This window comes from Brucella sp. H1_1004 (assembly GCF_047308065.1).
In the GTDB taxonomy this organism is placed as follows: Bacteria; Pseudomonadota; Alphaproteobacteria; order Rhizobiales; family Rhizobiaceae; genus Brucella; species Brucella pseudogrignonensis_B.
The window spans coordinates 74,952-98,765 of sequence record NZ_JAYKZA010000002.1 but is presented as its reverse complement, the minus strand read 5'-3'; the positions used below and the strand labels follow the sequence as shown (position 1 = coordinate 98,765).

The window sequence follows — 23,814 nt, the reverse complement described above, 5'->3', positions numbered from 1 at the left end:
TTGAGATCATGGAATGAAAAACAAAGCCGGGTGACCCCCGGCTATGAAACGTTTTTTATATGATGCTCAGGCGATGATGTCAGGGATAACCTGATCTTCCAGTTCCTGAAGCTTGTCTTTGATTGCGAGTTTTTTCTTTTTCATGCGCTGTATGCGCAGCTGATCGCAGCCGACTTGCATCATAGCATCGATGGCTGCATCAAAATCCGCGTGTTCCTGTTTCAGACGTGCGACGGCCAATCTGATTTCGGCCTGATCCTGATCGGACATGCGGTTTGCCCCATTTCTTAAAAATAATATTACGGGCCGCTCCAGACTGGTGCAGACCCGTTTCAGGCGAAGCCTTTATCACATTTTTCGTGATTGGAAAATCCTACCAAAACAAATTCGACTTTGCATCAAACTCATGCCACAGTGTCATTGTTCTGTCATGAACAACGGTTGCTAACGAAACTGTTGAATGGCAGCCGGGACTGCGTAATTGGCCCGGATAGCAGGAGGTGTACTACCGGGCGTTTGCGCAGGTGAGAGCGGATAGAGCCATTTGTTGGCAAAACGCGACATGGCTCTGTCCTTTTGGTTAAATCAATCGAAGGAGAATTGATGATGGCTATTGAGTCCCATCTTGCCACGCTTGAACAGAAGCACGGCGCTTTGGAAGAGGAAATCTCCGAAGCTTTAGCGTCACCGGCAATAGATGACCTGCATGTTACGTCTCTCAAGCGCAAGAAGCTGGCTCTTAAAGAGCAGATTGAAAAACTGAAAATTCAGGTGACGCGTCACTGATCTCCTAGTCCGATGCTCAGCACACTTAAATTGTTGATATAGTATCGTTTTCCGTTTCCGCTTAAACTAAAGCGTGTTGCAATCAGATTAAATCAGATCGGCGCTCTAAAGATTGTGATCTGGATAGCGATGCAAACAATCATCCCTTAGATATTGGCGGCTGCGTTACAGCCGCCGAACATCTTTATTTAATTCGCTTCGCCTTCCGCCCGTGGGTCGAGATTCATCCCCTCAGGCGTTGCGCTTTTCACTGATGGCATGCTCTTGAACTGCTCTTTTTCAGATTTCGGTACAGATGCACGTCGGCGTGAACGAAACAATGCATAGCCCGTGATCGAAATATGCGCGAGTGCCGTGATTGCAAACAGTCCCGATGGCCAGAAAATATCCATCGCAGCTGCAGCCAGCAATGGCCCAAGCATAGTGCCAAAGCCATAAAGCAGCAGCAGTCCGCTTGATACTTTCACAAAGCTTTCAGATGTGGCATGGTCATTGGCATGAGCGACTGCGACCGGATAAAGAGCATAGGCAAGCGCGCCATAGCAACCGGTCATAATGATGATAACTGTGCCGTTTGACGGCCCAATGATGAAAGCGGCCAGACCGACAAGTGCTGCCAGGGAAGCGACGCCAGCCAGCACATAACGCCGGTCTATCAGGTCGGAGATACGGCCCACAGGTATTTGCATCAAGGCCCCTGCGGCAATTGTAACGCTGACCATGAGGGCTATTTCGGCGGTAGAAATGCCGGATTTTGCGCCGAATACCGCGCCTAGCGTTCCCCATGCCCCATTAGCAATGCCGATCAGGATGCAGCCGACGAATGCGGCAGGTGAATTGCGATAGAGTGCTTTGAGGTCCAGCTGCACTTCGGTCAGTGGTTTGGGGCTGACGGCAGTAGACATGGCGGTCGGGATCAGTGCCAGGCAGAACAAAATGCCAGTGATCATAAAAAGGTGATCAGAACGAATATCGCCGTTGGCCACCATCATCTGGCCACTCATAGTCGCACCATAGTTGACCATCATATATAGGCCGAAAATCTTGCCACGCGATTCATTGGTGGCGCGCTCGTTGAGCCAGCTTTCAATGACCATGAAAGCGCCGGCCATTGAGAACCCGGTGAAAGTGCGTAAGATTATCCAGGATACTGCATCGATATATATGCCGGATAGAAGGGCAATGATTGCTGCGGAGGCTGCGAAACAGCCAAAAGCGCGCACATGGCCGACACGTCGCACAAGACGCGGTGCAAACAGGCAACCAGCAACGAAGCCACCTGCCCATGTGGTGCCGAGCATACCAAGTGATGCGACAGAAAAGCCTTCGAGTCCGCCGCGTAATGGCAGAAGCAGACCATGCAGGCCGGAGGCCATTAACAGAAAGGCTGTGCCGCAGAGCAGCGCCAGAACCTGAATATAAATGCGCAAGATCACGTTCCCGGGATTTTATGAAGCCGCATAGCTGCTACTTCGCTTTGTCATTGATGAGGAAACAGCGCAGTCTCAACGGAAAAGAGCTTCCGCCGCAGCGCGGCTGTCTCCCTTCTTTAGCCTCTCGGCTTTTAGACGTTCTATTTCAGACTGGAGCAAAGCGATGTGCTGGTCGATTTCGATAACCGACAACAGCGATAATTCTTCATCGCTAAGAACCACACTGTTGCGTGGTTTTGTAATATCTTCGTCAAAACCGCTCATGGCCTTCCTCCGGAGTCTCGAGCATTTCTTGTTTAGATTTGACCGTGCGAAATGCTCAATTTTTTTGTTTTACGCGCACCTTATTCCGAAAACCGCTTCGCACTTTGCGGGATGCGCTATAGGCTGCGCTTATAAAGACAGAAAAGATTTAACACCTTGAATCTTCGCATATATATTTTCAGAAATCGATGATGATTTCGCCAAATTTGCTTAGGATGCCATTATGTGCGGCATTTATGCGACGATGGGACGAAACAGGAGCTTTGATCATGACGGCTGAATTGCCTTCCCACATGACTGCAGTCGAAATTGTGCAGCCGGGTGACGCAAATGTATTGCAACCTGTTGAGCGCGTAGTTCCTCAGCCGCAAGCTGGCGAAATACTGGTGCGGGTTCGCGCTGCGGGTGTGAACCGTCCCGATGTGTTGCAGCGACAAGGGAGTTACGCCCCGCCACCGGGAGCGTCCGACATTCCGGGGTTGGAAATTGCCGGTGATGTTGTAGCACTAGGGGAGGGGGTGAAGCGCTATCGCATTGGCGATGCGGTCGTGGCATTGCTCGGCGGTGGTGGTTATGCAGAATATGCCACGGTGCATGAAAGCACGGCTCTGCCGTTGCCATCCGGCTATAGCTACATCGAAGCGGCGGCGATCCCCGAAACCTTCTTCACCGTTTGGCACAATGTGTTTGAGCGCGGCGGGCTGAAAGAAGGTGAGACACTGCTGATCCATGGCGGGTCATCCGGCATTGGCACGACGGCCATTCAGCTTGCCAAGGCTTTTGGTGCGAAGGTGATTATTACTGCTGGCTCCACTGATAAATGTGAAGCTTGTCTCAAGCTCGGTGCCGACCGCGCGGTGAATTATCGTGATGAAGATTTCGTTGCCGTAGTGAAAGAAATGACGGACGGCAAGGGCGCCGATGTTATTCTTGATATGGTTGGCGGCGATTATGTTGATCGCAATTATAAAGCTGCCGCTGAAGATGGCCGTATTGTACAGATTGCTTTTCTCAATGGTGCAAAGGCTACAGCCAATTTTGCACTCCTGATGACGAAGCGCCTCACACATACGGGTTCGACATTGCGATCACGTTCAGTGGAGTTCAAGGCAGGTATTGCGCGTGAACTGGAAGCAAAAGTCTGGCCGCTTCTGACGGAACGGAAGGTTGCGCCGGTGATGGATATGACCTTTCCGTTGAAAGATGCGCGGCAGGCGCATGAGCGCATGGAGGGCAGTCAGCATATCGGCAAGATCGTGCTCGAAGTCGCCTGATTTTGTTCAATGAAAAGAGAACATGGGATGGGATGGCAGCAGTTTCTTGCTCTGCGCTCAAAAAAAATATATATAGACCGTGATTTCCCGGAATTTGTGGTTTTTCCCACGGCCCGCCCTACCGGAGCGGACGAACAAGAGGATTATATCTAATGGCCACCCAGCTTCTTATGCCGAAGGCAACGGCAGTCTGGCTCGTTGATAATACGGCTCTGTCCTTTGATCAGATCGCGGCTCTTTGCAAGCTGCATCCGCTCGAAGTGAAGGCTATTGCGGACGGTGAGGCCTCGCAGGGTATCAAGGGACTTGATCCGGTGATTACCGGCCAGCTTTCGCGCGAAGAAATCGCGAAGGGCGAAAAAGACCCGTATCATCGTGTGAAGCTCTCTGAGCCAAAGGTTCGCGTGCCAGAAGCCAAGCGCAAGGGGCCACGTTATACCCCGCTTTCAAAGCGTCAGGATCGTCCGAATGCGATTCTCTGGCTGGTTCGCAACCATCCTGAATTGAAGGATGCGCAGATTTCGCGTCTGGTTGGAACGACAAAGTCGACCATCGAGCAGATTCGCAACCGTACCCATTGGAATTCGGCAACCTTGACTGCAATGGACCCGGTAACACTTGGTCTTTGCTCGCAGATTGATCTCGATCTAGAAGTTGATCGCGCAGCACGCAGCCGTCCTGTTGTCGAATCTGACAGCACATTGTTGCCAGCATCCGCGACCGAAAACTTTGATTACCGCGATGCGGCTCCTGAAGAAGAAGAGCTGGATGCGGAAAAGGTTTTCGCCAAGCTTTCTTCATTGAAGAGCTCAAACACGGATGAAGACGAAGAATAATATTTTCTTCGACTGAATACAGAAAACCCGCCGGTCTGGCGGGTTTTTCGTTTTGAGCTGGATGGCGATTCAATCCTTAAAAGAATTCCACTCGCTTAATTCCATGAGCCGATAAAAGTCAGCCAGTGTTTTGCCGCGTTCTGAACGGAATGTGCGACCAGCCTTGTCGGCGGCGATAATGCGGTCCGTGCGAAAAGTGCGGAAAGCATTGCGCAATTCGCACCAGCCGATCACAGTCCAGACTTTCCCCCAGAACCAAAGACCAAGCGGACGGATGTCACGCTCACTCTCACGGGCTTCAAGGTCTCGATAGCGGATGCTGAGCACGGTGCCTTCATCAACAGCGCGTTCGACTGCATCAATAATGCGCCGTTCATCCACACTAATGGACGTGGACGGCGCATGAATTTGCGTGCTGGTAATGCGCGCGCGCTCTTCCTTGGGCAGAACGGCTTCAATCTTTACAAGTGCTTCCTCGGCACCGCGTGCCATGGAAACACCACCCCATGCACGAATCAGGCGCGCACCTGCAACCAGTGCTACGATTTCATCGCGCGTAAACATTAGCGGCGGCAGCTCGAACCCCTGACGCAGAATATAGCCCACACCAGCCTCTCCATCGATAGGAACACCCGTTGATTGAAGATCGGCTATATCGCGATAGATGGTGCGTTCAGAGACTTCCAGCCGTTCGGCAAGCTGCCGTGCGGTAACAAGCCTGCCCCCGCGCAGGTGCTGAACAATCTGGAATAGGCGGTCTGCGCGGCGCATTCCGAGCTTATTCTCCGTTACATTGTTTTGCTTTACGCTGTTCCAGATGGCGATCTGGCCAGCCCATATCCTTTACGCAGTTCGCCCGGAAGTTCATCGAGTGCGCGCTGTGTAAGAATGTAGTGCCGACGTTCGTTTTGTCTGCGCCTGTATTCCTTCAGAATTGCGAGCAGTGGTGCGATTGCGAATGCCATGGTGAAATCCCTCGTCTGTAAGAATGCACTATGGCATAGTGCTCCTGACAACTTTCTGTCAGGAGTAAAGCTGTTGCTTAGGGTTTAAATCGCGGTTCTGCCGTGTAGCTGAGCGGCAGGCGTCCGCCGTCAGCATAAATGGTCTGACCGGTGATGAAACTCGACTCATTGGATGCCAGGAATGAAGCAATTGCTGCGATTTCAGCGGCTTGACCGATTCGGCCCAATGGCGTGCGGTCGATTATCTTTTTGCGTGCTTCCTTGTCTTTATTCACCGCAGCAAGCATATCGGTTTCAATCGAACCGGGGCCAATCGCATTAACGCGGATACCCCATTTGGCAAGTGCCACTGCCATTGTGCGTGTCAGCTGGTTGATGCCGCCTTTGGAGACAGAATAAGCGAGCTGTTCTGGTAGGCCGTAAATGGCATTGATGGACGACATGTTGATGATTTTGCCAGCATCGCCACCGGCTTCCACGCGTGCGACCATGCGTTTTGCAACAGACTGCCCACAGAGAAATGCACCCTTGAGATTAACGCGCACCACCCGGTCGAAATCGTCTTCCTTCAGATCAAGAAAATCGGCCTGATGCACGATACCGGCATTGTTGACCAGAATATCGATTTCGCCAAGATTGGTTGTCGCATAGGTCAGCAGATTGTGAATGTCGAGCTTGTCACCCACATCGCAGGCAATCGACAGGACCTTGCCATATTGCTCCAGATCTCTGACGGCCTTTGCAGCTTCTGATCCGTCAATATCTGATAAAACAATGCTGGCACCATCCATCAGAAAGCGTTTGGCAATGGCATAGCCGATGCCGCGCGCAGCTCCTGTGATGATCGCGACCTTGCCTTCTAACTGCATATATTATTCTCCGAATTTTGCCGGAGAGTGGACCGGCGACTTTCGCCGGTCAATGCATGATAAATAAATTAAACAAAAGCCAGCCCGATATGACGTTCGCGCAGAACCGTGCTGATCTCGTCGAGAATCGCCGGGTCATCAATGGTTGCAGGCATTTTCCATTCCACACCATCCGCGATTTTCTGAATTGTTGAGCGTAAAATTTTGCCGGATCGGGTCTTTGGCAGACGTTTGACCGTGAGGGCCAGCCGGAAAGCGGCGACCGGCCCAATGGCATCGCGAATCATGCTGACGCACTCTTTTTCGACTTCATGGCTATCGCGGTCGATATTGGATTTCAGCACCAGAAAGCCGCAAGGCACCTGACCTTTGACAGAATCGGAAATGCCAAGCACCGCGCATTCTGCAACATCCGGATGGCTGGAAAGCACTTCCTCCATGGCGCCCGTAGAGAGACGGTGGCCCGCGACATTGATGATGTCATCGGTGCGGCTCATGATGTAGAGATAGCCATCATCATCCATATAGCCCGCATCGGCGGTTTTATAATAGCCGGGAAACTCGTTGAGATAGGCTTTGCGAAAGCGTTCATCGGCGTTCCACAAGGTCGGCAGGCACCCCGGTGGCAAGGGCAACTTAATCAGGATATTTCCAAGCTGTCCGCGTTCGACTTCGTGGCCTGCGTCGTCGAGCACCTGAATATCATAGCCGGGCAGGCAGACCGCAGGTGAGCCATATTTGGTTTCAAGTAGCCCAAGGCCGAGCGGGTTGGCGACCATCGGCCAGCCGCTTTCTGTTTGCCACCAATGGTCGATTACCGGACAGCCGAGCAGATTTTCTGCCCAGTGGATCGTGTCTGGATCGGCACGTTCGCCTGCCAGATAGAGCGCACGTAATTTGGAAAGATCATATTTGCGCACGAAATTGCCGTCAGCATCGTCTTTTTTGATGGCGCGCAAAGCCGTTGGTGCGGTGAACATCACTTCCACATTATGTTCAGAGATGATGCGCCAATAGGTGCCTGCATCGGGCGTGCCGACTGGCTTACCTTCAAACAGAATGCTGGTGGCACCGGCAATGAGTGGTGCATAGACAATATAGGAATGGCCAACGACCCAGCCCACATCAGACGCGGCCCAGAAGACTTGTCCTGGTTCAACGCCAAAGACATGCTTCAGCGACCATGCAAGCGCCACCATATGTCCGCCATTGTCGCGCACGACACCTTTGGGCTCACCTGTGGTGCCGGATGTATAAAGCACATAAAGCGGATCAGTAGCATCAAGCGGCGTACAGGGAACGTGACGACCGCGTGCAGCATCGACGGATGTGCGGTAATCAATGTCGCGTCCTTCAACGAGATTATACGGATGCTGGTCGCGCTGAAGGATAATGCAATGTTCGACCTTATGACGGGCAGTGGCAATCGCTTTGTCGAGCATGGCCTGATACGGCACGATACGGGTTGGCTCAATCCCGCAGGAGCCTGCGATAATCATCACTGGCTTTGCGTCGTCAATACGGGTCGCAAGCTCGTTGGCAGCAAAGCCACCAAACACGACGGAATGCACGGCGCCAATACGCGCTGAGGCCAGCATTGCGATCGCTGCTTCCGGTACCATTGGCATATAGATAAGCACACGGTCGCCTTTGCTCACGTTATTGTCGAGCATGACGGCGGAAAGCGCTTCTACCTCTTCCAGCAATTCGCGATAGGTGAACTTGCGTACGGAACCAGTAATCGGGCTTTCATAGATGAGTGCCACCTGATCGCCACGCCCATTTGCGACATGACGGTCGAGCGCATTATAGCAGGTGTTGCATTCGGCGCCTTTAAACCAGCGTCCATAGACGCCTTCATCGTTCGCAAAAACCTGATTCCATGGCTTAAACCAGTCAATGGCTTTGGCCGCGTTCGCCCAGAACTCCTCCGGGTCGTTCTGCCATGCAGCATAGGTTTGCGCATATTTCGATGTCATGCTGTTCCTCCCAGACGCACGCTTTGACGGGCCGATAGCCTATAAAAGCGTTGCGATAATATGTTGGATGAAAGTGCAAGATTTGGCTTGTTGGCCTTGTCTCCTCCACGCGCTTTTCATCTCTTCCGGGGGTGAGTGTAAGCTGATGAGCGAAGTTTCGTCCATCAAACTAAAGATGAATAAAAATATCACAGTCGGGAAAGCAGTGATCAGACTTGCAGCAGGCCTGTTGCTACGTCACTAAAGCATGTCGCGGAAAAGTGGGAACCGGTTTTCCGATAACGACATGCGTAAAAATAAGGAGTTAGAGCGAGTGCTGTGGATACGAATAAGCGCGATACGCTCTAGGAGGTATGAGAGGTGCTTCGTGACGAAAATTCTGCCGGTGCTGCTTGTAGCCCTCATGGCTCTGCATATTATCAAGCCGCTGGGCTGGCCGGGACTGAAAAAACGCGGTGATTTCTGGAAGATCGCCGTGTTTGCAATTTTCGCTATGGCGGTGGTCGTCGGATTTCATTTCGCTGAAAACTAAAATTATCGATTAGCGTGAGTTTTTATTGATATTTTCACAGCTTAACAGTCATTTTAGCCATAATTGGGTTTTGAAATGGCGTTGAAAAATCCCATCTAAAGGTGAACAGAGTATTTCCAGTTTTCATTGAATTATTAGAAATGCTCTATCTCTTTGTATTTTACGCGCATCTTGTTCCGAAAACCGTTTCACACTTTTCGGGATGCGCTCTAGTTATAGGAGGAGAGATGCGACGTGCCCTGTTAAGCCTGCCATTCATGCTGGCTGCATCGATGATCGCCGTTCCGATGCAGACCGCATTCGCGGAAAGTATCAATGCAGGAAGCAGGGAGGCGACCACAGAGTTACCCTTTAACGTCGCAGCAGTGGCAGAATTTGATACTCCATGGGCGATTGCATTTCTGCCGGGCGGAAAATTAATCCTTACCGAGAAGGGTGGCAAAGCTTTTGTCGTAACCCAAAAGGGCGAAAAGACTGAAGTTTCCGGTCTTCCTGAAGTCCTCTATAGTGGCCAGAATGGATTGCTGGACATCCTGCCTGCGCCTGATTTTGCCAAGAGCAAGGCAATTTACTTCACCTATGTCATGCCGGAAAATGGTGGCGGCAGTCTTGTGCTGGTGCGTGCCAATTTGTCTGAAGGCAAAGGCAAGGCCGAGTTTAAGAACCTTGAGGCAATCTGGAAACAGTCGGCGGTTGCAAAGGGCGGACAACCCGGTGGCAAGATCGCGTTTTCGCCCGATAAAAAGCATCTGTTTCTGTCGGTCGGTGATCGGATGATCCCTGCTACTGCGCAGGATGAAAATGCACCAATGGGTAAGATTTTGCGCATGAATCTTGATGGTTCTGTTCCAAAAGACAATCCACATGCATCAGAAGAGGGCGTTAAAGCGCTGACATGGAGCATGGGGCATCGCAATCCCTATGGGCTTGCTTTCGCGCCTGATGGCAAGCTCTGGGAGCATGAGATGGGACCGCGCGGTGGCGATGAGTTCAATCTCATCAAGCCGGGTTTGAACTATGGCTGGCCGGTTGTTTCCAATGGCGACAATTATAGCGGCAGACCTATTCCACGGCACAGCACACGACCGGATTTTGAGGCTCCGATGCTGTTCTGGACGCCGGTGATTTCACCGGGCGGACTGGCTTTCTATAAGGGCAAGCAGTTCTCGGATTGGAATGGTTCTGCGCTGATTGCTGGGCTTTCATCGCAGGCATTGATCCGCGTCACGATCAATAGTGATGGTCAGCCGAATGAAGCAGAGCGCTTTGCGATGGAAAATCGCATCCGCGATGTGGCGGTTGCGCCTGATGGTGCGATCTGGGTGATCGAAGACGATAATCCGGGTCGTTTATTAAAACTGACGCCTAAGTCATAAAGAAAAAGCCCGGAGGAAACTCCGGGCTTTTTGTTTTCTTATTTCTTCAGCACATCAACGCCGGGAAGCGGCTTGCCTTCCATCCACTCGAGGAAAGCGCCGCCTGCGGTCGAGATATAGGTGAAGTCGTCTGCGACGCCTGCATGGTTCAGCGCTGCAACCGTATCGCCGCCGCCGCCAACCGAAACCAGCTTGCCAGCTTTGGTGCGGGCTGCGACATGCTTTGCGGTCTTAACGGTTGCTGCATCGAACGGACGCAGTTCAAACGCACCGAGCGGACCGTTCCAGATGAGCGTCGCCGCATCATCAATAGCGGAAGCAATCAGGTCGGTTGAAAGGCTGCCGGCATCGAGGATCATGCCGTCGTGTGGTACGCCATCAACGCCATAGGTCTGGTTTGGTGTGTCGGCAGCAAAGTGCCAGCCCACAACAGCATCAACAGGCAAGATGATGGCGCATTTGGTCTTTTCAGCTTTGGCCATGATTTCGCGTGCGGTTTGCGCAAGATCATGTTCGCAAAGCGATTTTCCAACATCGTGGCCCTGTGCTGCGAGGAAAGTGTTGGCCATGCCGCCGCCGATAACCAGCGCATCAACCTTTTCAATCAGGTTTGAAAGCAGGTCGAGCTTGGTGGAAACCTTGGCGCCGCCAACGATTGCAACAACCGGACGCGCTGGCTGGCCGAGGCCTTTTTCCAGTGCTTCCAGCTCTGCCTGCATACCACGGCCTGCATAGGCTGGCAGTACGTGGGCCAAACCTTCGGTCGAAGCGTGCGCGCGGTGTGCAGCCGAGAACGCGTCATTGACGAAGATGTCGCCGTTTGCAGCAAGTGCTGCCACGAATTCCGGGTCGTTCTTTTCTTCGCCTTTGTGGAAGCGGGTGTTTTCGAGAAGAAGAATATCACCGTCTTTCAGCGCATCGACTGCAGTCTTGGCTTTGTCGCCAATGCTGTCTTCCGCAAAATGCACACCATGACCAAGAACCTTGGCGAGCGGCTTTACGACATGCTTCAGTGAGTTTTCATCAGAGGCCACACCCTTCGGACGACCGAAATGGGCGAGCAGGATAACCTTTGCACCCTTCTTCGAGAGCTCCGCAATGGTTGGAACAATACGTTCGATACGGGTGAGGTCAGTTACCTCGCCGTTTGCCATTGGTACGTTGAGGTCCACGCGAACCAGAACGCGCTTTGATTTGACGTCGACATCATCAAGGGTGCGGAAAGCCATTTTTCTTCTCTCAAAATTTGGAACGCTAAGTGAAAACGCCCCTTCGTGATTGAAGGGGCGTTGTCAGTTATTAGATCAGCTTGCCCATAGCGACAGCGGTGTCGCTCATGCGGTTCGAGAAGCCCCATTCATTGTCGTACCACGACAGGATACGAACCATCGTGCCGTCCATGACCTTGGTCTGGTCGGTATGGAATACCGATGAATGCGAATCATGGTTGAAGTCGTGCGATACCAGCGGCTCATCGGTGTAACCGAGAATGCCCTTGAGACGACCATTGGCAGCTTCACGGATCGCATTGTTGATTTCTTCAACAGTGGTGGTGCGCTTGGCAACGAAAGTCAGGTCAACGACCGAAACATTCGGGGTTGGAACGCGGATTGCAACGCCGTCGAGCTTGCCCTTAAGTTCTGGCAGAACCAGACCAACGGCCTTAGCAGCGCCCGTCGAAGTTGGGATCATCGAAAGAGCTGCTGCACGTGCGCGGTAGAGGTCCTTATGCATGGTGTCCAGCGTTGGCTGGTCGCCCGTGTAGGAGTGGATCGTGGTCATGAAGCCCTTTTCGATGCCGATTGCATCGTTAAGGACCTGTGCCACTGGCGCAAGGCAGTTGGTGGTGCACGAAGCGTTGGAAATGACCTGATGGTCCTTCGTCAGCTTGTCGTGGTTCACACCGAAAACGACAGTCAGATCAGCGCCATCGGCAGGAGCCGAAACGATAACGCGCTTTGCGCCAGCTTCAAGATGAAGAGCTGCCTTGTCGCGTGCAGTGAAAATGCCGGTGCATTCCAGAGCGATGTCGACGTTTTCTTCTTTCCACGGCAGTTCAGCAGGGTTGCGAACAGCGTGAACCTTGATCGGGCCGTAGCCAACGTCGATGGTGTCACCAACGACTTTTACTTCCTTTGGAAAACGACCATGAACGCTGTCATAGCGCAGAAGGTGCGCGTTTGTTTCGACCGGACCGAGGTCGTTGATTGCAACGACCTGAATGTCGGTGCGGCCCGATTCGACGATAGCGCGAAGGACATTGCGGCCGATGCGGCCAAAACCGTTGATTGCGACGCGAACTGCCATTTTCTCTCATTCTCCCAAAAGGGTTCTGCATATGCAGTGGCTTGATAAAACAGCTAAGGCGGTAAGCCCCAACTGGAAAGGTAAACGCCGGCGTGTTTAGCGCCGGCGTTTGATCATTATGCGGCGTTGAGCTTCTTTTCCGCAGCTTCAGCAGCATGTTCTGCTGTGATGCCGAAATGCTTGTAGAGATCGTTGATCTCGCCCGAAGCGCCGAAGCCCTTCATGCCGATGAAGACGCCGTTTTCGCCGATGAAGCGTTCCCAGCCCATCGAAATACCAGCTTCGATTGCGACATTAACGGAAGCATCGCCAAGCGTTGCCTGCTTGTAAGCATCGCTTTGTTCTTCAAACAACTCAAAGCATGGAACCGAAACAACGCGGGTTGCAATGCCCTTGGCTTCGAGAAGGTCACGCGCCTTGAGCGCGATTTCAACTTCGGAACCAGTTGCAAAGATCGAAACTTTCGCATCGCCCTGTGCAGCGGCCAGTTCGTAAGCGCCGAATGCGGAGAGGTTTTCTTCGCGATGTTCGGTACGAACGACAGGCAGGTTCTGGCGGGTCAAAGCGAGCGTCGAAGGCGTGCCCTTCGAATGCAGTGCAAGCTGCCAGCATTCTGCAACTTCCACAGCGTCAGCCGGACGGAAGACATTGTGGTTCGGAATGGCGCGTAGAGCTGCAAGATGCTCAACCGGCTGGTGGGTCGGACCGTCTTCGCCAAGACCGATCGAATCATGGGTCATGACGTAAACAACGCGGATGCCCATCAGCGACGACAGACGCATGGCCGGACGGCAATAATCCGAGAAGCACATGAAAGTGCCCGAGTAAGGGATCAGACCGCCATGCAGTGTGATACCGTTCATGGCAGCAGCCATGCCGTGTTCGCGGATACCGTAGTGGATGTAGCGACCACCGTAGTTTTCCGGCGTAACAGCCTTGGTCTGGCTGGTCTTGGTGTTGTTGGAGCCGGTCAGGTCGGCAGAGCCGCCGAGCGTTTCAGGCACAACGCCGTTGATCACTTCCAGAGCCATTTCGGACGACTTGCGGGTCGCTACCTTTGGCTTTTCAGCGGAAAGCTTCTTCTTGTATTCGTTGATCGCGTCATCGAAGTTTGCAGGCAGATCGCCACGCATACGACGTTCAAATTCAGCGCGGGTTTCTGCGTCAGCCGCAGCGAGACGCTTTTCCCATTCCTGACGCTTCTTCGCTGCATTGAGGCCAGCAACGCGCCATGCGTCGAGAACTTCAGCAGGAACAACGAAAGGCTCAGAAGCCCAGCCGAGTGCCTTGCGTGTTGCAGCAATTTCTTCTGCACCGAGTGGCGAACCGTGAACCTTGTTGGTGCCAGCCTTATTTGGCGAACCAAAACCAATCGTGGTCTTGCAGGCGATGAAGGTTGGCTTGTCCGAAACCTTGGCCAGTTCGATTGCCTTTGCAATCGCATCTTGATCATGGCCGTCAACGGCCAACGTGTTCCAGCCGGACGCGGCGAAACGTGCAGGCTGATCGGTGTTGTCGGACAGCGAGATTGGGCCGTCGATGGAGATGTTGTTGTCATCCCAAAGAACGATCAGCTTATTGAGCTTCAGATGACCAGCAAGCGAAAGAGCTTCCTGGCTGATGCCTTCCATAAGGCAGCCATCACCCACGATCGCATAGGTGTAGTGGTCAACGAGGCTGTCGCCGAACTGTGCGTTCAGAACGCGTTCGGAAAGCGCCATGCCAACAGCATTGGCAATGCCCTGTCCAAGTGGACCCGTTGTGGTTTCTATACCAGCGGCATGACCGTATTCCGGGTGACCCGCAGTACGTGCGCCGAGCTGACGGAAATTCTTGATTTCCTCAATCGAGATGTCTTCGTAGCCCGAAAGGAAGAGCAGCGAATAAAGAAGCATCGAGCCGTGACCTGCGGAAAGCACGAAGCGGTCGCGATCTGGCCAATGTGGGTTCTGTGGGTCATGCGACAGGAAGCGCGTGTAGAGCGTGGTCGCAATATCGGCTGCACCCATAGGCAGTCCGGGATGGCCGGAGTTGGCTTTTTCAACCGCATCAATCGAGAGGAAGCGGATTGCATTGGCCAACTGATTTTGTTTATCGGAATTCGTCATGGTCTCAGCCGTCTTTCCAGAGTGGTTTGAACGGGGTTGCGGCGATGCCTCGGGACTGAAGCACGAACTTCTTATACTAAACGATTTAATCAATTTAAACCGATTAAATGCGTCAGATGCTCGCGCTGCAAAAGGCTTTGGGACACATAGCACCTGCGACCGAGGAGTCAACAAAACGATAGCTTTTCGACGATAAACACTCCGCGATTCAGTACGAAATGCGGGCAATTGCTGGGGCGACTAACACTGAAAAGCCTTTTTTGCGCTGATAACGGTGCATGAACGGGGTCAAAGCCCCCTCATTTGTTGCTTATCGGGCTGACGATTATTACAGTCTTTTTAAAGATGCCCGTCCGGCAGGCGCGATTCGAAGTCTGTAATCTGGGTCTGTGATCTGGCATTGGAAAGGATATGGATGGCACCCGATACGACCCTCAGGCAAGTCCTCGAACGGCTGGACAAAGCACTCAACACGCTTGAACAAGCAGTTGATCTGCGGCTGGACAAGGAAGGCGACTTCGCCGAAGCCGAGGAAGAGGTGCAGCGTATGAACGCTGACCGTAGCAAACTTGCTCAGGAACTTGATCAATCTGAGGCACGCGCAGAGCGGCTTGAGGCTGCGAACCGTGAAGTGTCACGTCGTCTTGTGACCGCTATGGAAACCATCCGCGCCGTTCTGGATCGATAAAGGATACGTGCATGGCGACTGTAACTGTTACCATTGATGGCAAAGCTTATCGGATGGCGTGTGACGAAGGGCAAGAAGAGCACCTCTCTGGTCTTGCGGATCGTTTCGACCAATATGTCACTCACTTGAAATCCTCTTTTGGTGAAATTGGTGATCTGCGTCTTACTGTTATGTCTGGCATTATGGTGATGGACGAGCTTGCTGAGACGCAGAAGCGTGTCAAAGCGCTCGAAAAAGAGGTTGAAAATCTGCGTCACTCACATGATGAAGCGCTGACAAATGCAGATAGAAATGACGCTGCCGTCACCGGAATGCTCGCAGATGTTGCAGCGCGTCTTGAGCAGGTAGCAGCGCGTATCGCACCGCGTCGTAGCTCGACTTAATTTTCCTAAAAGTTTTCTGTATCTGTCTTGATTGCTCTGGCGCTTATGTGTGACTGCGCCTATATATGTTGTCGGCGTACTGCGCTTCCCGACAGGTGTAACAGCATCCCCGGGGCCTTATTGATCTCTAAGGGAGCTGTCCCTGTGAAGGCCTGTGGGCTTTCGCATATGGCGCCCACCTACGTTGTAGGTTCCCGGGATCAAACACTACCATCGGTCGTCGTGGTCGCCACTTTCTCTCGCTTAACGCTTTTTTGAGCCAAGCGGTTTGTTAATTCAGACGAATATAGTCTAAAACGCCTTATCCCTTCAAAGATATGTGCGTTTACTGATGACATATACTCCCCCTGATTTACCTCCAGTGTCTGAACGTCTGCGCGTCGCTGTTCCGATTGCGATGGTCTACGGGCTGTTGCTCTATATGCTGATCTGGCTGACGCCGATTTCCGATATGATGCCCTTTTTCGGTGGCCTTATGCTGTTGCCGATGGGGATTGCAAGCCTTGCATCCAGCATCAGCGACCCGCGTGCGCAAAAAGCCCTTTGGAATCACGTAAAAATGGCCTGGATGATAATTGGCGGCCTTGTCGTGATCAGCATGGTCTTCTTTCGCGAGGGCGGGATTTGCGTGATTATGGCTGCGCCATTCTTCGCAGTTTTTTCGGCGATTGGATCATGGGTGACGCTTTCCCTTATTCGGCGCTTCCGTTCACCGCGTTCGACAATGCTGGTGATTGCACTTCCTTTGATGGTTTACCCTTTGGAACCGTTGCTGAAATATGAGCCCCATGAGGGGGCGGTTACCACCGTCATCGATATTACAGCTTCACCTGACATTGTGTGGCAGCAGACGGCTGAAATCCGCAACCTTCGCGCGGATGAACTGTCTTGGACATTCAGTCACGGGATCGTCGGAGTTCCGCAACCTGTCGATGCGCGGCTTGAGGGCAAGGGTGTCGGCGCTGTACGCCAGCTTGAGTGGACACGCGGTGTAAAATTTCAGGAAATCATAACGAAGTGGGAAGAAAATCGTCTTCTTGCATGGGATTTCAATTTTGGACCGGAATCGATCCCTGCAGCCGTTGAAGCGCATATCGATGTGGATAGTTCCTATCTCAAGCTTACCAATGGCGATTATCAGCTTGAAGCACTTCCGAATGGTCACACGCGCCTGACACTGACCACGCGCTACCGGATTGCCACGCCGATCAATTTCTATTGTGATTTTTGGGGCAAGGTTTTCCTGAATGATTTTCACGGTGTTGTGCTGAAAGTCATTCGTGATCGTTCGCAACGGATTGCAGCTGCTGCTTGACTGATGCCGCCATTCCGGGTCCACTATCAGCAATTGGTGGAGGCGTTTTATGAATGACAATGGACAGCCGCAAGGTGGCGATAAGCAGGAGTTAAGGCGAGCAGTGCTTTCGCGTCGCGATGCGCTTGATCCGCGATTTCGTTACGAGGCGTCTTTGTCGGCGGCTAAAAAGGCAGAAGCTGCTCTTCATATTCCCAAGGGAACAATGATCGCCGGGTATTGGCCGATCCGGTCGGAGATTGATCCACGCCCGCTATTGTCTTTTCTGCGTGATAAGGGTGTGCGGCTCTGTCTGCCAGTGGTTGTGGATAAGGAGACAATTGCTTTCCGCGAGTTTTTGCCGGATGCGGAACTCGTGCAGACGGGCTTTGGTACGATGGGACCAGATAAAAATGCCCCGCTGGTTGATCCTGCCATTTTGTTGATGCCGCTTGCCGGCTTTGACAAGCGTGGTCACAGGCTTGGTTATGGAGCAGGGCACTATGATCGGGCACTGTCGCGTTTTACCAAGCGCGGTCTCGAGCCGCTCCTGATCGGCATGGCATTTGAATGTCAGGAAGTGCCACATGTGCCCAATGAGCCGCACGATATCGCTCTTCACCAGATACTGACTGAGACTGGCTTGCGCTCCTTCGATCAGGGCTGATAAAGACGGATTTATGAGATTACTTTTTCTTGGTGATATGGTGGGCCGGTCGGGGCGCACGGCGGTCTATGACAAGCTGCCGGGGCTTATTTCCGATCTGAAGCTGGACTTCGTGATCGTCAACGGTGAAAATGCCGCTGGCGGCTTCGGTATTACCGAAGAGATTTTTCACGACACAATCCGCGCGGGTGCCGACGTTGTAACGACGGGCAATCACGTTTGGGATCAGCGCGAGGCGCTTGATTTTTCCAAGCGTGAAGACCGTTTTCTGCGTCCTGCAAATTTTCCGAAAGGAACGGCGGGCAAAGGCGAAGGGCTTTACATCGCCAAAAACGGTGCGCGCGTGCTGGTCTCCAATGTGATGGGCCGCGTTTTCATGCATCCCGACCTCAACGACCCGTTCATCGCAGCCGAGAAAATTCTCGAAGCCTGTCCGCTCGGTGAGCAGGCCGATGCCGTATTCTTCGATTTTCACGCAGAAGCCACCAGTGAAAAGCAATGCTTCGGCCATTTTGTCGATGGTCGCGCCAGTGCCGTGGTTGGAACGCACACCCATGTACCGACGGCAGATTATCAAATTCTGCGCAACGGCACGGCCTATATGTCGGATGCTGGCATGTGCGGCGATTATGATTCGTCGCTGGGCATGGAAAAGGAAGAGCCGCTTAATCGGTTCCTGTCGAAAGTACCGAAAGGTCGTTTTGAGGCCGCCAGCGGTCCTGCGACGGTTTGCGGCGTGGGGATTGAGATTTCTGATCGCACGGGACTTGCTGAAAAAATTGCACCGTTGCGTATTGGCGCGCGACTGGAAGAGCATATTCCAGAATTCTGGAAATAGTTCCGAGCTACAATCTGATTTGAACGCCCGCATAATCGTCCTGGACGGCGATGCGGGTGCAGAGATCTGACCATTCGCAAGACCGGCAGGCTTTGCGAATGATTCCTGCTGCAAAGGCAGTGCGCATCAATGCAAGTCGAGCCGCATCAAGCTCGAAATCAGAGCCTGCGGCAATTGTCGTTTCAAGTAAGTCTGAGACGGCGTTAAGCGCCAGTCGGTCGCGCACCACAACATTCTCATTGAAGCAGTGGCAATCGCCGGTACAAAGCAGCGGTTGGCAAATATCGTCCGGCCCATCAATGATCTCGATGTCTTCTCCACCAGACAAGCGCCTGGCAATCGTGTCATAATTGTCCACGAATGCCGGGCTGTAGCCTTTGCCGATATAAGTCAGCATGCAGAGAAGATGATGGCCGCGCAGGCGTACCGTCATTTTTTGCTTATCGGTTTGCTGCTTTAAGGATTGCAGCGCCGAGTGCGGATTTGATCACGGCACCGACGATGAATGGCGTGACACCGAAGGCAACGGCCTTTTCAATGCCAATAGCGCCCGAAAGCCATAGGGCGCCAAGCGCCAGACATATTGCGTTGGCAGCAAGAAAAGACATGAAGCTCAGAACAATGCTCTTATTCCAGCCGCGCTCAGCGAGATAGCCGGTCAGCGCTGCGATAATGGGGAAGGCTGCGAGATAGCCAGCCGTTGCGCCTACGAAGTGGTGGATGCCACCCGCACCGCCTGCCAGAACGGGAAGGCCAATCATCGCCTGACCAAGCCATGCTAGCACTGTGACAGCACCCAGGCGCCAGCCATAAAGCGCACCAATCAATGGCACGATCAGCGTCTGAAGTGTGATGGGAACGGGGATCATTGGAACGACGATCTGCGATGAGATTGCCAGTACCAATGTGCCAAACGCGACGGCTGCAATGCGCAGGGCAGGCGAGCGGGACTCAAGATCAAGCGGGCTGAAAGATACACTCTTCTGGGTGATGTCGGTCATAGCTTCCTCAAATTATAGATAAAATTGCGACTCAATCTATTTAAAATCTCTGGATTGATGCTTCTTGGCAAGTGAGAAATAGATAAAATATATAAAATTTAGGAATTATTTAAAATTAGTACGATAAAACCTGTTCGCGATCTGCGTCAGCGGCAGGTCACGGGGCAGTAAAAATCTGTTTGTTAAAGCTGGCTTCTAGCCGACGATAGCGAAAGAATCGCGGGTTTTGCCCGACGCCGTTTTGATCGGGCGATGGCCGATCCATTGAACATGGCGGGCCAGAATGGTCGTTGCTGCTTCAATGTCATTTTGACGAAGCGCAGTTAAAATAGCTCGGTGGTCATGATCGGTGCGGGTTTCCCACTCCGATCGCCATGTGGCGAACAGAAAGCGCGCACTGGCTGCATGCAGATCGTCGATTGTCGCCAGAAGACGCGGCATGTTGCAGGGTTCGAGAATCAGCCGATGAAAACGGCGATTGGCTTCTTCCCAGCTTCTGACGTCGCGTGATTTATCACCTTCGACGGTTGCCTGCTCTGCTGCATCAAGCGTGGCGCGTGTGATGTGCGGTGCCGCATGGCGCAATGCCAGCACTTCAAGAGCTGCACGCATTTCGGCGACTTCACGAATTTCTTTGATGTCGAAAGAAGCAACCCGAACACCACGCCTTGGCTCTGAAATTGCCAGCCCTTGCGCTTCCAGTCGTCGAAACGCTTCGCGGACAGGGACATGGCTCGTTTCAAATTCTTCAGCAATATGATCCTGCCGCAACTTTACGCCGGGCTCGATCTCACCCGCAATAATGCGGTCAGCCAGAATGCGGCTGATGCGGGTAGCAATTGTTTCGCTGGAGGTATTGCTGGAATGCTGTTTCATGGCTTTATAGATAAAGCTGTTTGGGTCCGGGCGTCGACAGCTAATCGCATAATTGACAGAGGAATTTGTAATTTGGCGCTTTTGCTGGACGAATGAGCCTCAATTCCTTATAACGCGCCCATTCTGCACGGAAAGCACGCTGGCCCGAGCTGTGGCCTGCCCTCTTCTCAAGTGACGCTTTCTCCGTGCGCTTCATTTGAACCGAACAGGGGTGCCATGGCTGGCCATTCACAGTTTAAGAATATCATGCACCGCAAAGGCCGTCAGGATGCCGTGCGGTCGAAAATGTTTTCAAAGCTCGGACGCGAAATTACCGTTGCGGCCAAGCAGGGTCTGCCTGACCCGTTGATGAACCCGCGCCTGCGTCTGGCAATTCAGAATGCCAAGGCGCAGTCGATGCCGAAAGACAACATTGAACGCGCCATTAAAAAAGCTGCAGGCAATGACGGGGAAAACTACGATGAAGTGCGTTACGAGGGCCGTGGCCCGGGTGGCGTTATGGTCATCGTTGAAGCCCTGACTGATAACCGCAACCGTACCGCATCCAATGTGCGTGCAGCTTTCACCAAGTCTGGTGGTGCGCTGGGCGAAACCGGTTCTGCAGCCTTCATGTTCGATCGCGTTGGCGAAATCGTTTATAAGATTTCCGTTGGTGATGCCGACAAAGTCATGGAAGCAGCGATTGAAGCCGGTGCTGACGACGTTCAGTCGGGCGAAGAAGAGCATGTGATCCTCTGCGCCTTTGAAGATATCGGTGACGTATCTAAGGCGCTGGAGGCAGCGCTTGGAGAAGCCGAATCGATCAAGACGATCTGGAAGCCACAGACCAACACTGAGCTTGATGAAGAAAAGGCGCGTTCTGTGCTGAAGCTTCTCAACGTGCTTGAAGATGATGATGACGTACAGAACGTCTACAGCAACTTCGAAGTCAGTGACGAAGTTATGGAAAAGCTGAGCGCCTAAGTTCTGGTTTCAGTTTTAATTCTTACAACTCCCGGTTTGTCCGGGAGTTTTTTATTAGAGCGCTGCATTATACGGTAGCCACTGGCGTGAAATGCAGACAACAAAAAACCCCGCCAGAGCGAGGTTTTTCGTAAGTTCATCAATAACGATATTAGATACCGAGATTGCCGAAACGGTTTTTGAACTTGGTAACGCGGCCACCGCGGTCGAGCAGAGTCTGCGAACCACCGGTCCATGCTGGATGCGTGGTTGGGTCGATATCGAGGTTCATCGTATCGCCTTCTTTGCCCCAGGTGGAACGGGTTGTGTATTCGGTGCCATCGGTCATCACGACCTTGATGGTGTGGTAGTCGGGATGGATATCAGCTTTCATCTTCTCAATCCTGAAAGTCTGGGAAGAAAAGCCCAGCTCTAATGTTTAAAACTGCGGCACTTTCGCCCGATGGTCAATATGAAGACCCGTTACCAAAGGCAACGGCTTCCAAAAGGGTTGGCGAGCCTATACATCAGGCGCACGGCAATAACAAGGGCGCAATCTCAAGAATGGCCAGCACAGATAGTCAAATTCGCATGAATCCTGATTTCAACACCCAGGAAGATCGGAAACGCCGCTCGCTTAAGCCTTTGAAGCGGATGATCCCATTTCTCTCGCGCTATAAGCGTCTGGTTGTTGGCGCGCTTTTTTCGCTGGTCCTTGCTGCTGTAACAACTCTTGCCGTACCTGTCGCCGTTCGCCGGATGATTGATCATGGATTCTCAGGTTCTGATGCGATCTTCGTCAATAATTACTTTGTCATGCTGGTGGCATTGGCGCTGGTGTTAGCGCTGGCATCCGGGCTTCGCTATTTCTTTGTGATTTCGCTTGGTGAGCGCGTAGTGGCCGATCTGCGCAATGCCGTGTTTTCGCATGTGACCAGCCTTTCGACCGAATTCTTTGATCGCTCGCAGTCTGGAGAGATCGTTTCGCGACTGTCTGTCGATACAACGCAGATCAAGTCCGTTGTCGGGGCTACGGCATCGGTTGCTTTGCGCAATGTGATTCTCGGCATTGGTGCGCTGATCATGATGGTCGTCACCAGCCCCAAGCTTTCCATGCTGGTAATTGCTGCTATTCCGTTGATTGTTATTCCGCTGATTGCCTTTGGTCGTTCGGTGCGCCGACGTTCGCGCATGACGCAGGACATGCTTGCGCATGCGAATGCTTATGCCAGCGAGCAGATTGGTGCTATGCGCACTTTGCAGGCTTTCACCAATGAAAATATGGTGGTGGGTCGTTTTGCGGGCGCTGTTGAAAAGGCCTATCAGGCTGCACGTTCATCCATCAAAGCACGTGCTATTCTCACCGGCTTTGCGATCTTCCTGATCTTTGCCAGTGTTGTTGCGGTGTTGTGGTTTGGCTCGCGTGATGTGTTGTCGGGCACAATGAGCGCAGGGACGTTGGGCCAGTTTGTTCTCTACGCGGTATTTGCGGCCAGCGCCTTTGGTGCGCTTTCTGAAGTGGGTGGTGAACTTGCTCAGGCCGCTGGTGCTGCTGAGCGTCTTGCTGAAATTCTCGATGAGAACCCGGGTATTGTCGCACCGTTAAAGCCAGTTGCTCTTCCGCAACCAGCGCGGGGCGACATTAGCTTCGATAATGTGCACTTCTCTTATCCGACGCGTCCCGATGCGCCATCGCTCAATGGTGTGAGCTTCGCTGTAAAGCCCGGTGAGACGGTTGCGATTGTTGGCCCGTCGGGCGCTGGTAAAAGCACGATCTTCTCGCTGGTGATGCGTTATTATGATCCTCAGACGGGTTTGGTGCGGATGGATGGTGTGGCTTTGCCTGATGCTGATCCAGCTAAGGTGCGCGAACGTATTGCAGTCGTGCCGCAAGACGTTGTGATTTTTGCCACCAGCATTCGTGAAAATATCGGCTTTGGTAAGCCGGGCGCGAGTGATGCGGAAATCGAAGCCGCAGCAAAAGCAGCACTTGCACATGATTTTATTCTGGCACTCGACAAGGGATATGACACGGAAGTCGGCGAACGTGGCGTAACGCTCTCAGGCGGTCAGCGTCAGCGTATTGCAATTGCGCGCGCAATCCTGCGGGCGGCACCCATTCTGTTGCTGGATGAGGCGACTTCGGCGCTTGACGCCGAAAGCGAAATGCTGGTGCAGAAAGCGCTCGATAGCCTTATGGATAATCGCACGACGCTGGTCGTGGCGCATCGTCTTGCAACCGTTCTCAAAGCCGACCGCATTCTGGTGCTCGATAAGGGCCAGATTGTCGAAGAGGGAACCCACCAGACGCTGGTTGAAAAGGGTGGGATTTATGCCCGCCTTGCCAAGCTGCAATTTGAAGCTGGTTCCGGCGTTTTCGGGAAATAAATAAAGGG

General features: G+C 52.8%; 25 protein-coding genes, 1 other RNA gene and 1 pseudogene. 13 read left to right on the top strand and 14 right to left on the bottom strand.

Going from position 1 to position 23,814, the window contains the following annotated elements; translation table 11 throughout:
• Positions 1-66: 66 nt before the first annotated feature.
• Positions 67-270, bottom strand: a complete 204-nt coding sequence (locus U2P60_RS07730) for a YdcH family protein (protein WP_187544001.1) — start codon at positions 268-270, stop codon at positions 67-69.
• Between the two features lie 333 nt (positions 271-603).
• On the opposite strand from U2P60_RS07730, the gene U2P60_RS07725 reads away from it, so the two are divergent.
• Entirely contained in the window at positions 604-786 is a 183-nt protein-coding gene (locus U2P60_RS07725) for a YdcH family protein (protein WP_250041152.1), read from the top strand.
• Positions 787-974: 188 nt separating this feature from the next.
• Here U2P60_RS07725 and U2P60_RS07720 read toward each other — a convergent pair whose 3' ends face one another.
• The gene (locus tag U2P60_RS07720; protein WP_413572101.1) at positions 975-2,216 is read right to left on the bottom strand and encodes an MFS transporter; all 1,242 of its coding nucleotides are present in this window, start codon (positions 2,214-2,216) and stop codon (positions 975-977) included.
• Between the two features lie 75 nt (positions 2,217-2,291).
• Positions 2,292-2,483: a DUF1192 domain-containing protein gene (locus tag U2P60_RS07715; protein ID WP_313827192.1), complete on the bottom strand. Its 192-nt coding sequence runs from the start codon at positions 2,481-2,483 to the stop codon at positions 2,292-2,294.
• A gap of 269 nt (positions 2,484-2,752) precedes the next feature.
• On the opposite strand from U2P60_RS07715, the gene U2P60_RS07710 reads away from it, so the two are divergent.
• A complete protein-coding gene (locus U2P60_RS07710) occupies positions 2,753-3,757 on the top strand; it encodes an NAD(P)H-quinone oxidoreductase (protein ID WP_413572099.1) in 1,005 nt (334 codons plus the stop codon).
• 152 nt (positions 3,758-3,909) lie between these two features.
• The gene (locus U2P60_RS07705) at positions 3,910-4,593 is read left to right on the top strand and encodes a DUF1013 domain-containing protein (RefSeq protein ID WP_413572098.1); all 684 of its coding nucleotides are present in this window, start codon (positions 3,910-3,912) and stop codon (positions 4,591-4,593) included.
• Positions 4,594-4,662: 69 nt separating this feature from the next.
• On the opposite strand, the gene U2P60_RS07700 is transcribed toward U2P60_RS07705, so the two are convergent.
• From U2P60_RS07700 to U2P60_RS07685, 4 genes and pseudogenes are all read right to left on the bottom strand, one after another.
• Positions 4,663-5,364, bottom strand: a complete 702-nt coding sequence (locus U2P60_RS07700; protein ID WP_413572096.1) for a helix-turn-helix transcriptional regulator — start codon at positions 5,362-5,364, stop codon at positions 4,663-4,665.
• Between the two features lie 7 nt (positions 5,365-5,371).
• Positions 5,372-5,558, bottom strand: a pseudogene (locus U2P60_RS07695) (hypothetical protein).
• A 77-nt stretch (positions 5,559-5,635) separates the two neighbouring features.
• Positions 5,636-6,427: an SDR family NAD(P)-dependent oxidoreductase gene (locus U2P60_RS07690; RefSeq protein WP_413572095.1), complete on the bottom strand. Its 792-nt coding sequence runs from the start codon at positions 6,425-6,427 to the stop codon at positions 5,636-5,638.
• Positions 6,428-6,495: 68 nt separating this feature from the next.
• Positions 6,496-8,406 (bottom strand): propionyl-CoA synthetase, encoded by a 1,911-nt coding sequence (locus tag U2P60_RS07685; protein ID WP_413572094.1) that lies wholly within the window; start codon positions 8,404-8,406, stop codon positions 6,496-6,498.
• A gap of 367 nt (positions 8,407-8,773) precedes the next feature.
• Between U2P60_RS07685 and U2P60_RS07680 the strand changes: the two genes are divergently transcribed.
• Both U2P60_RS07680 and U2P60_RS07675 read left to right on the top strand, forming a co-directional pair.
• Entirely contained in the window at positions 8,774-8,938 is a 165-nt protein-coding gene (locus tag U2P60_RS07680; protein ID WP_313828640.1) for a hypothetical protein, read from the top strand.
• 227 nt (positions 8,939-9,165) lie between these two features.
• Positions 9,166-10,314 (top strand): PQQ-dependent sugar dehydrogenase, encoded by a 1,149-nt coding sequence (locus tag U2P60_RS07675; protein ID WP_413572093.1) that lies wholly within the window; start codon positions 9,166-9,168, stop codon positions 10,312-10,314.
• Positions 10,315-10,352: 38 nt separating this feature from the next.
• On the opposite strand, the gene U2P60_RS07670 is transcribed toward U2P60_RS07675, so the two are convergent.
• The 3 genes from U2P60_RS07670 to tkt all read right to left on the bottom strand — a co-directional run bounded on the left by U2P60_RS07670 (position 10,353) and on the right by tkt (position 14,729).
• Positions 10,353-11,543 carry a phosphoglycerate kinase gene (locus U2P60_RS07670; protein ID WP_413572092.1) on the bottom strand — a complete coding sequence of 397 codons (1,191 nt, stop codon included), beginning with the start codon at positions 11,541-11,543 and terminating at the stop codon, positions 10,353-10,355.
• A gap of 70 nt (positions 11,544-11,613) precedes the next feature.
• Positions 11,614-12,621: a type I glyceraldehyde-3-phosphate dehydrogenase gene (gene gap, locus U2P60_RS07665; protein ID WP_250041135.1), complete on the bottom strand. Its 1,008-nt coding sequence runs from the start codon at positions 12,619-12,621 to the stop codon at positions 11,614-11,616.
• 116 nt (positions 12,622-12,737) lie between these two features.
• Positions 12,738-14,729, bottom strand: a complete 1,992-nt coding sequence (tkt, locus tag U2P60_RS07660; RefSeq protein WP_413572090.1) for a transketolase — start codon at positions 14,727-14,729, stop codon at positions 12,738-12,740.
• A gap of 415 nt (positions 14,730-15,144) precedes the next feature.
• On the opposite strand from tkt, the gene U2P60_RS07655 reads away from it, so the two are divergent.
• The 6 genes from U2P60_RS07655 to U2P60_RS07630 all read left to right on the top strand — a co-directional run bounded on the left by U2P60_RS07655 (position 15,145) and on the right by U2P60_RS07630 (position 18,599).
• A complete protein-coding gene (locus tag U2P60_RS07655) occupies positions 15,145-15,417 on the top strand; it encodes a DUF4164 domain-containing protein (RefSeq protein ID WP_250041133.1) in 273 nt (90 codons plus the stop codon).
• An 11-nt stretch (positions 15,418-15,428) separates the two neighbouring features.
• Complete coding sequence (locus U2P60_RS07650) at positions 15,429-15,800, top strand: cell division protein ZapA (protein WP_413572089.1); 372 nt, start codon at positions 15,429-15,431, stop codon at positions 15,798-15,800.
• Between the two features lie 73 nt (positions 15,801-15,873).
• A non-coding RNA gene (gene ssrS / locus U2P60_RS07645) (6S RNA) lies at positions 15,874-16,032 on the top strand.
• Between the two features lie 99 nt (positions 16,033-16,131).
• Complete coding sequence (locus tag U2P60_RS07640) at positions 16,132-17,115, top strand: SRPBCC family protein (protein ID WP_413572087.1); 984 nt, start codon at positions 16,132-16,134, stop codon at positions 17,113-17,115.
• A 49-nt stretch (positions 17,116-17,164) separates the two neighbouring features.
• Complete coding sequence (locus tag U2P60_RS07635; RefSeq protein WP_413572085.1) at positions 17,165-17,761, top strand: 5-formyltetrahydrofolate cyclo-ligase; 597 nt, start codon at positions 17,165-17,167, stop codon at positions 17,759-17,761.
• Positions 17,762-17,774: 13 nt separating this feature from the next.
• Positions 17,775-18,599, top strand: coding sequence for a TIGR00282 family metallophosphoesterase (locus U2P60_RS07630; protein WP_313827176.1), 825 nt, complete (start codon positions 17,775-17,777; stop codon positions 18,597-18,599).
• A gap of 7 nt (positions 18,600-18,606) precedes the next feature.
• Here the strand turns inward: U2P60_RS07630 and U2P60_RS07625 are convergent, their stop codons facing one another.
• The 3 genes from U2P60_RS07625 to U2P60_RS07615 all read right to left on the bottom strand — a co-directional run bounded on the left by U2P60_RS07625 (position 18,607) and on the right by U2P60_RS07615 (position 20,476).
• Complete coding sequence (locus tag U2P60_RS07625; protein ID WP_413572084.1) at positions 18,607-19,032, bottom strand: DUF1284 domain-containing protein; 426 nt, start codon at positions 19,030-19,032, stop codon at positions 18,607-18,609.
• A 7-nt stretch (positions 19,033-19,039) separates the two neighbouring features.
• On the bottom strand, positions 19,040-19,600 hold the full coding sequence (locus U2P60_RS07620) for a biotin transporter BioY (protein WP_413572083.1): 561 nt from the start codon (positions 19,598-19,600) through the stop codon (positions 19,040-19,042).
• A gap of 195 nt (positions 19,601-19,795) precedes the next feature.
• Positions 19,796-20,476 carry a GntR family transcriptional regulator gene (locus U2P60_RS07615; protein WP_413572082.1) on the bottom strand — a complete coding sequence of 227 codons (681 nt, stop codon included), beginning with the start codon at positions 20,474-20,476 and terminating at the stop codon, positions 19,796-19,798.
• Positions 20,477-20,692: 216 nt separating this feature from the next.
• On the opposite strand from U2P60_RS07615, the gene U2P60_RS07610 reads away from it, so the two are divergent.
• The gene (locus U2P60_RS07610; protein WP_313827172.1) at positions 20,693-21,439 is read left to right on the top strand and encodes a YebC/PmpR family DNA-binding transcriptional regulator; all 747 of its coding nucleotides are present in this window, start codon (positions 20,693-20,695) and stop codon (positions 21,437-21,439) included.
• 151 nt (positions 21,440-21,590) lie between these two features.
• On the opposite strand, the gene rpmE is transcribed toward U2P60_RS07610, so the two are convergent.
• On the bottom strand, positions 21,591-21,812 hold the full coding sequence (gene rpmE / locus U2P60_RS07605) for a 50S ribosomal protein L31 (protein ID WP_187544024.1): 222 nt from the start codon (positions 21,810-21,812) through the stop codon (positions 21,591-21,593).
• A gap of 197 nt (positions 21,813-22,009) precedes the next feature.
• On the opposite strand from rpmE, the gene U2P60_RS07600 reads away from it, so the two are divergent.
• Positions 22,010-23,806, top strand: a complete 1,797-nt coding sequence (locus tag U2P60_RS07600) for an ABC transporter transmembrane domain-containing protein (protein ID WP_413573711.1) — start codon at positions 22,010-22,012, stop codon at positions 23,804-23,806.
• Positions 23,807-23,814 lie beyond the last annotated feature (8 nt).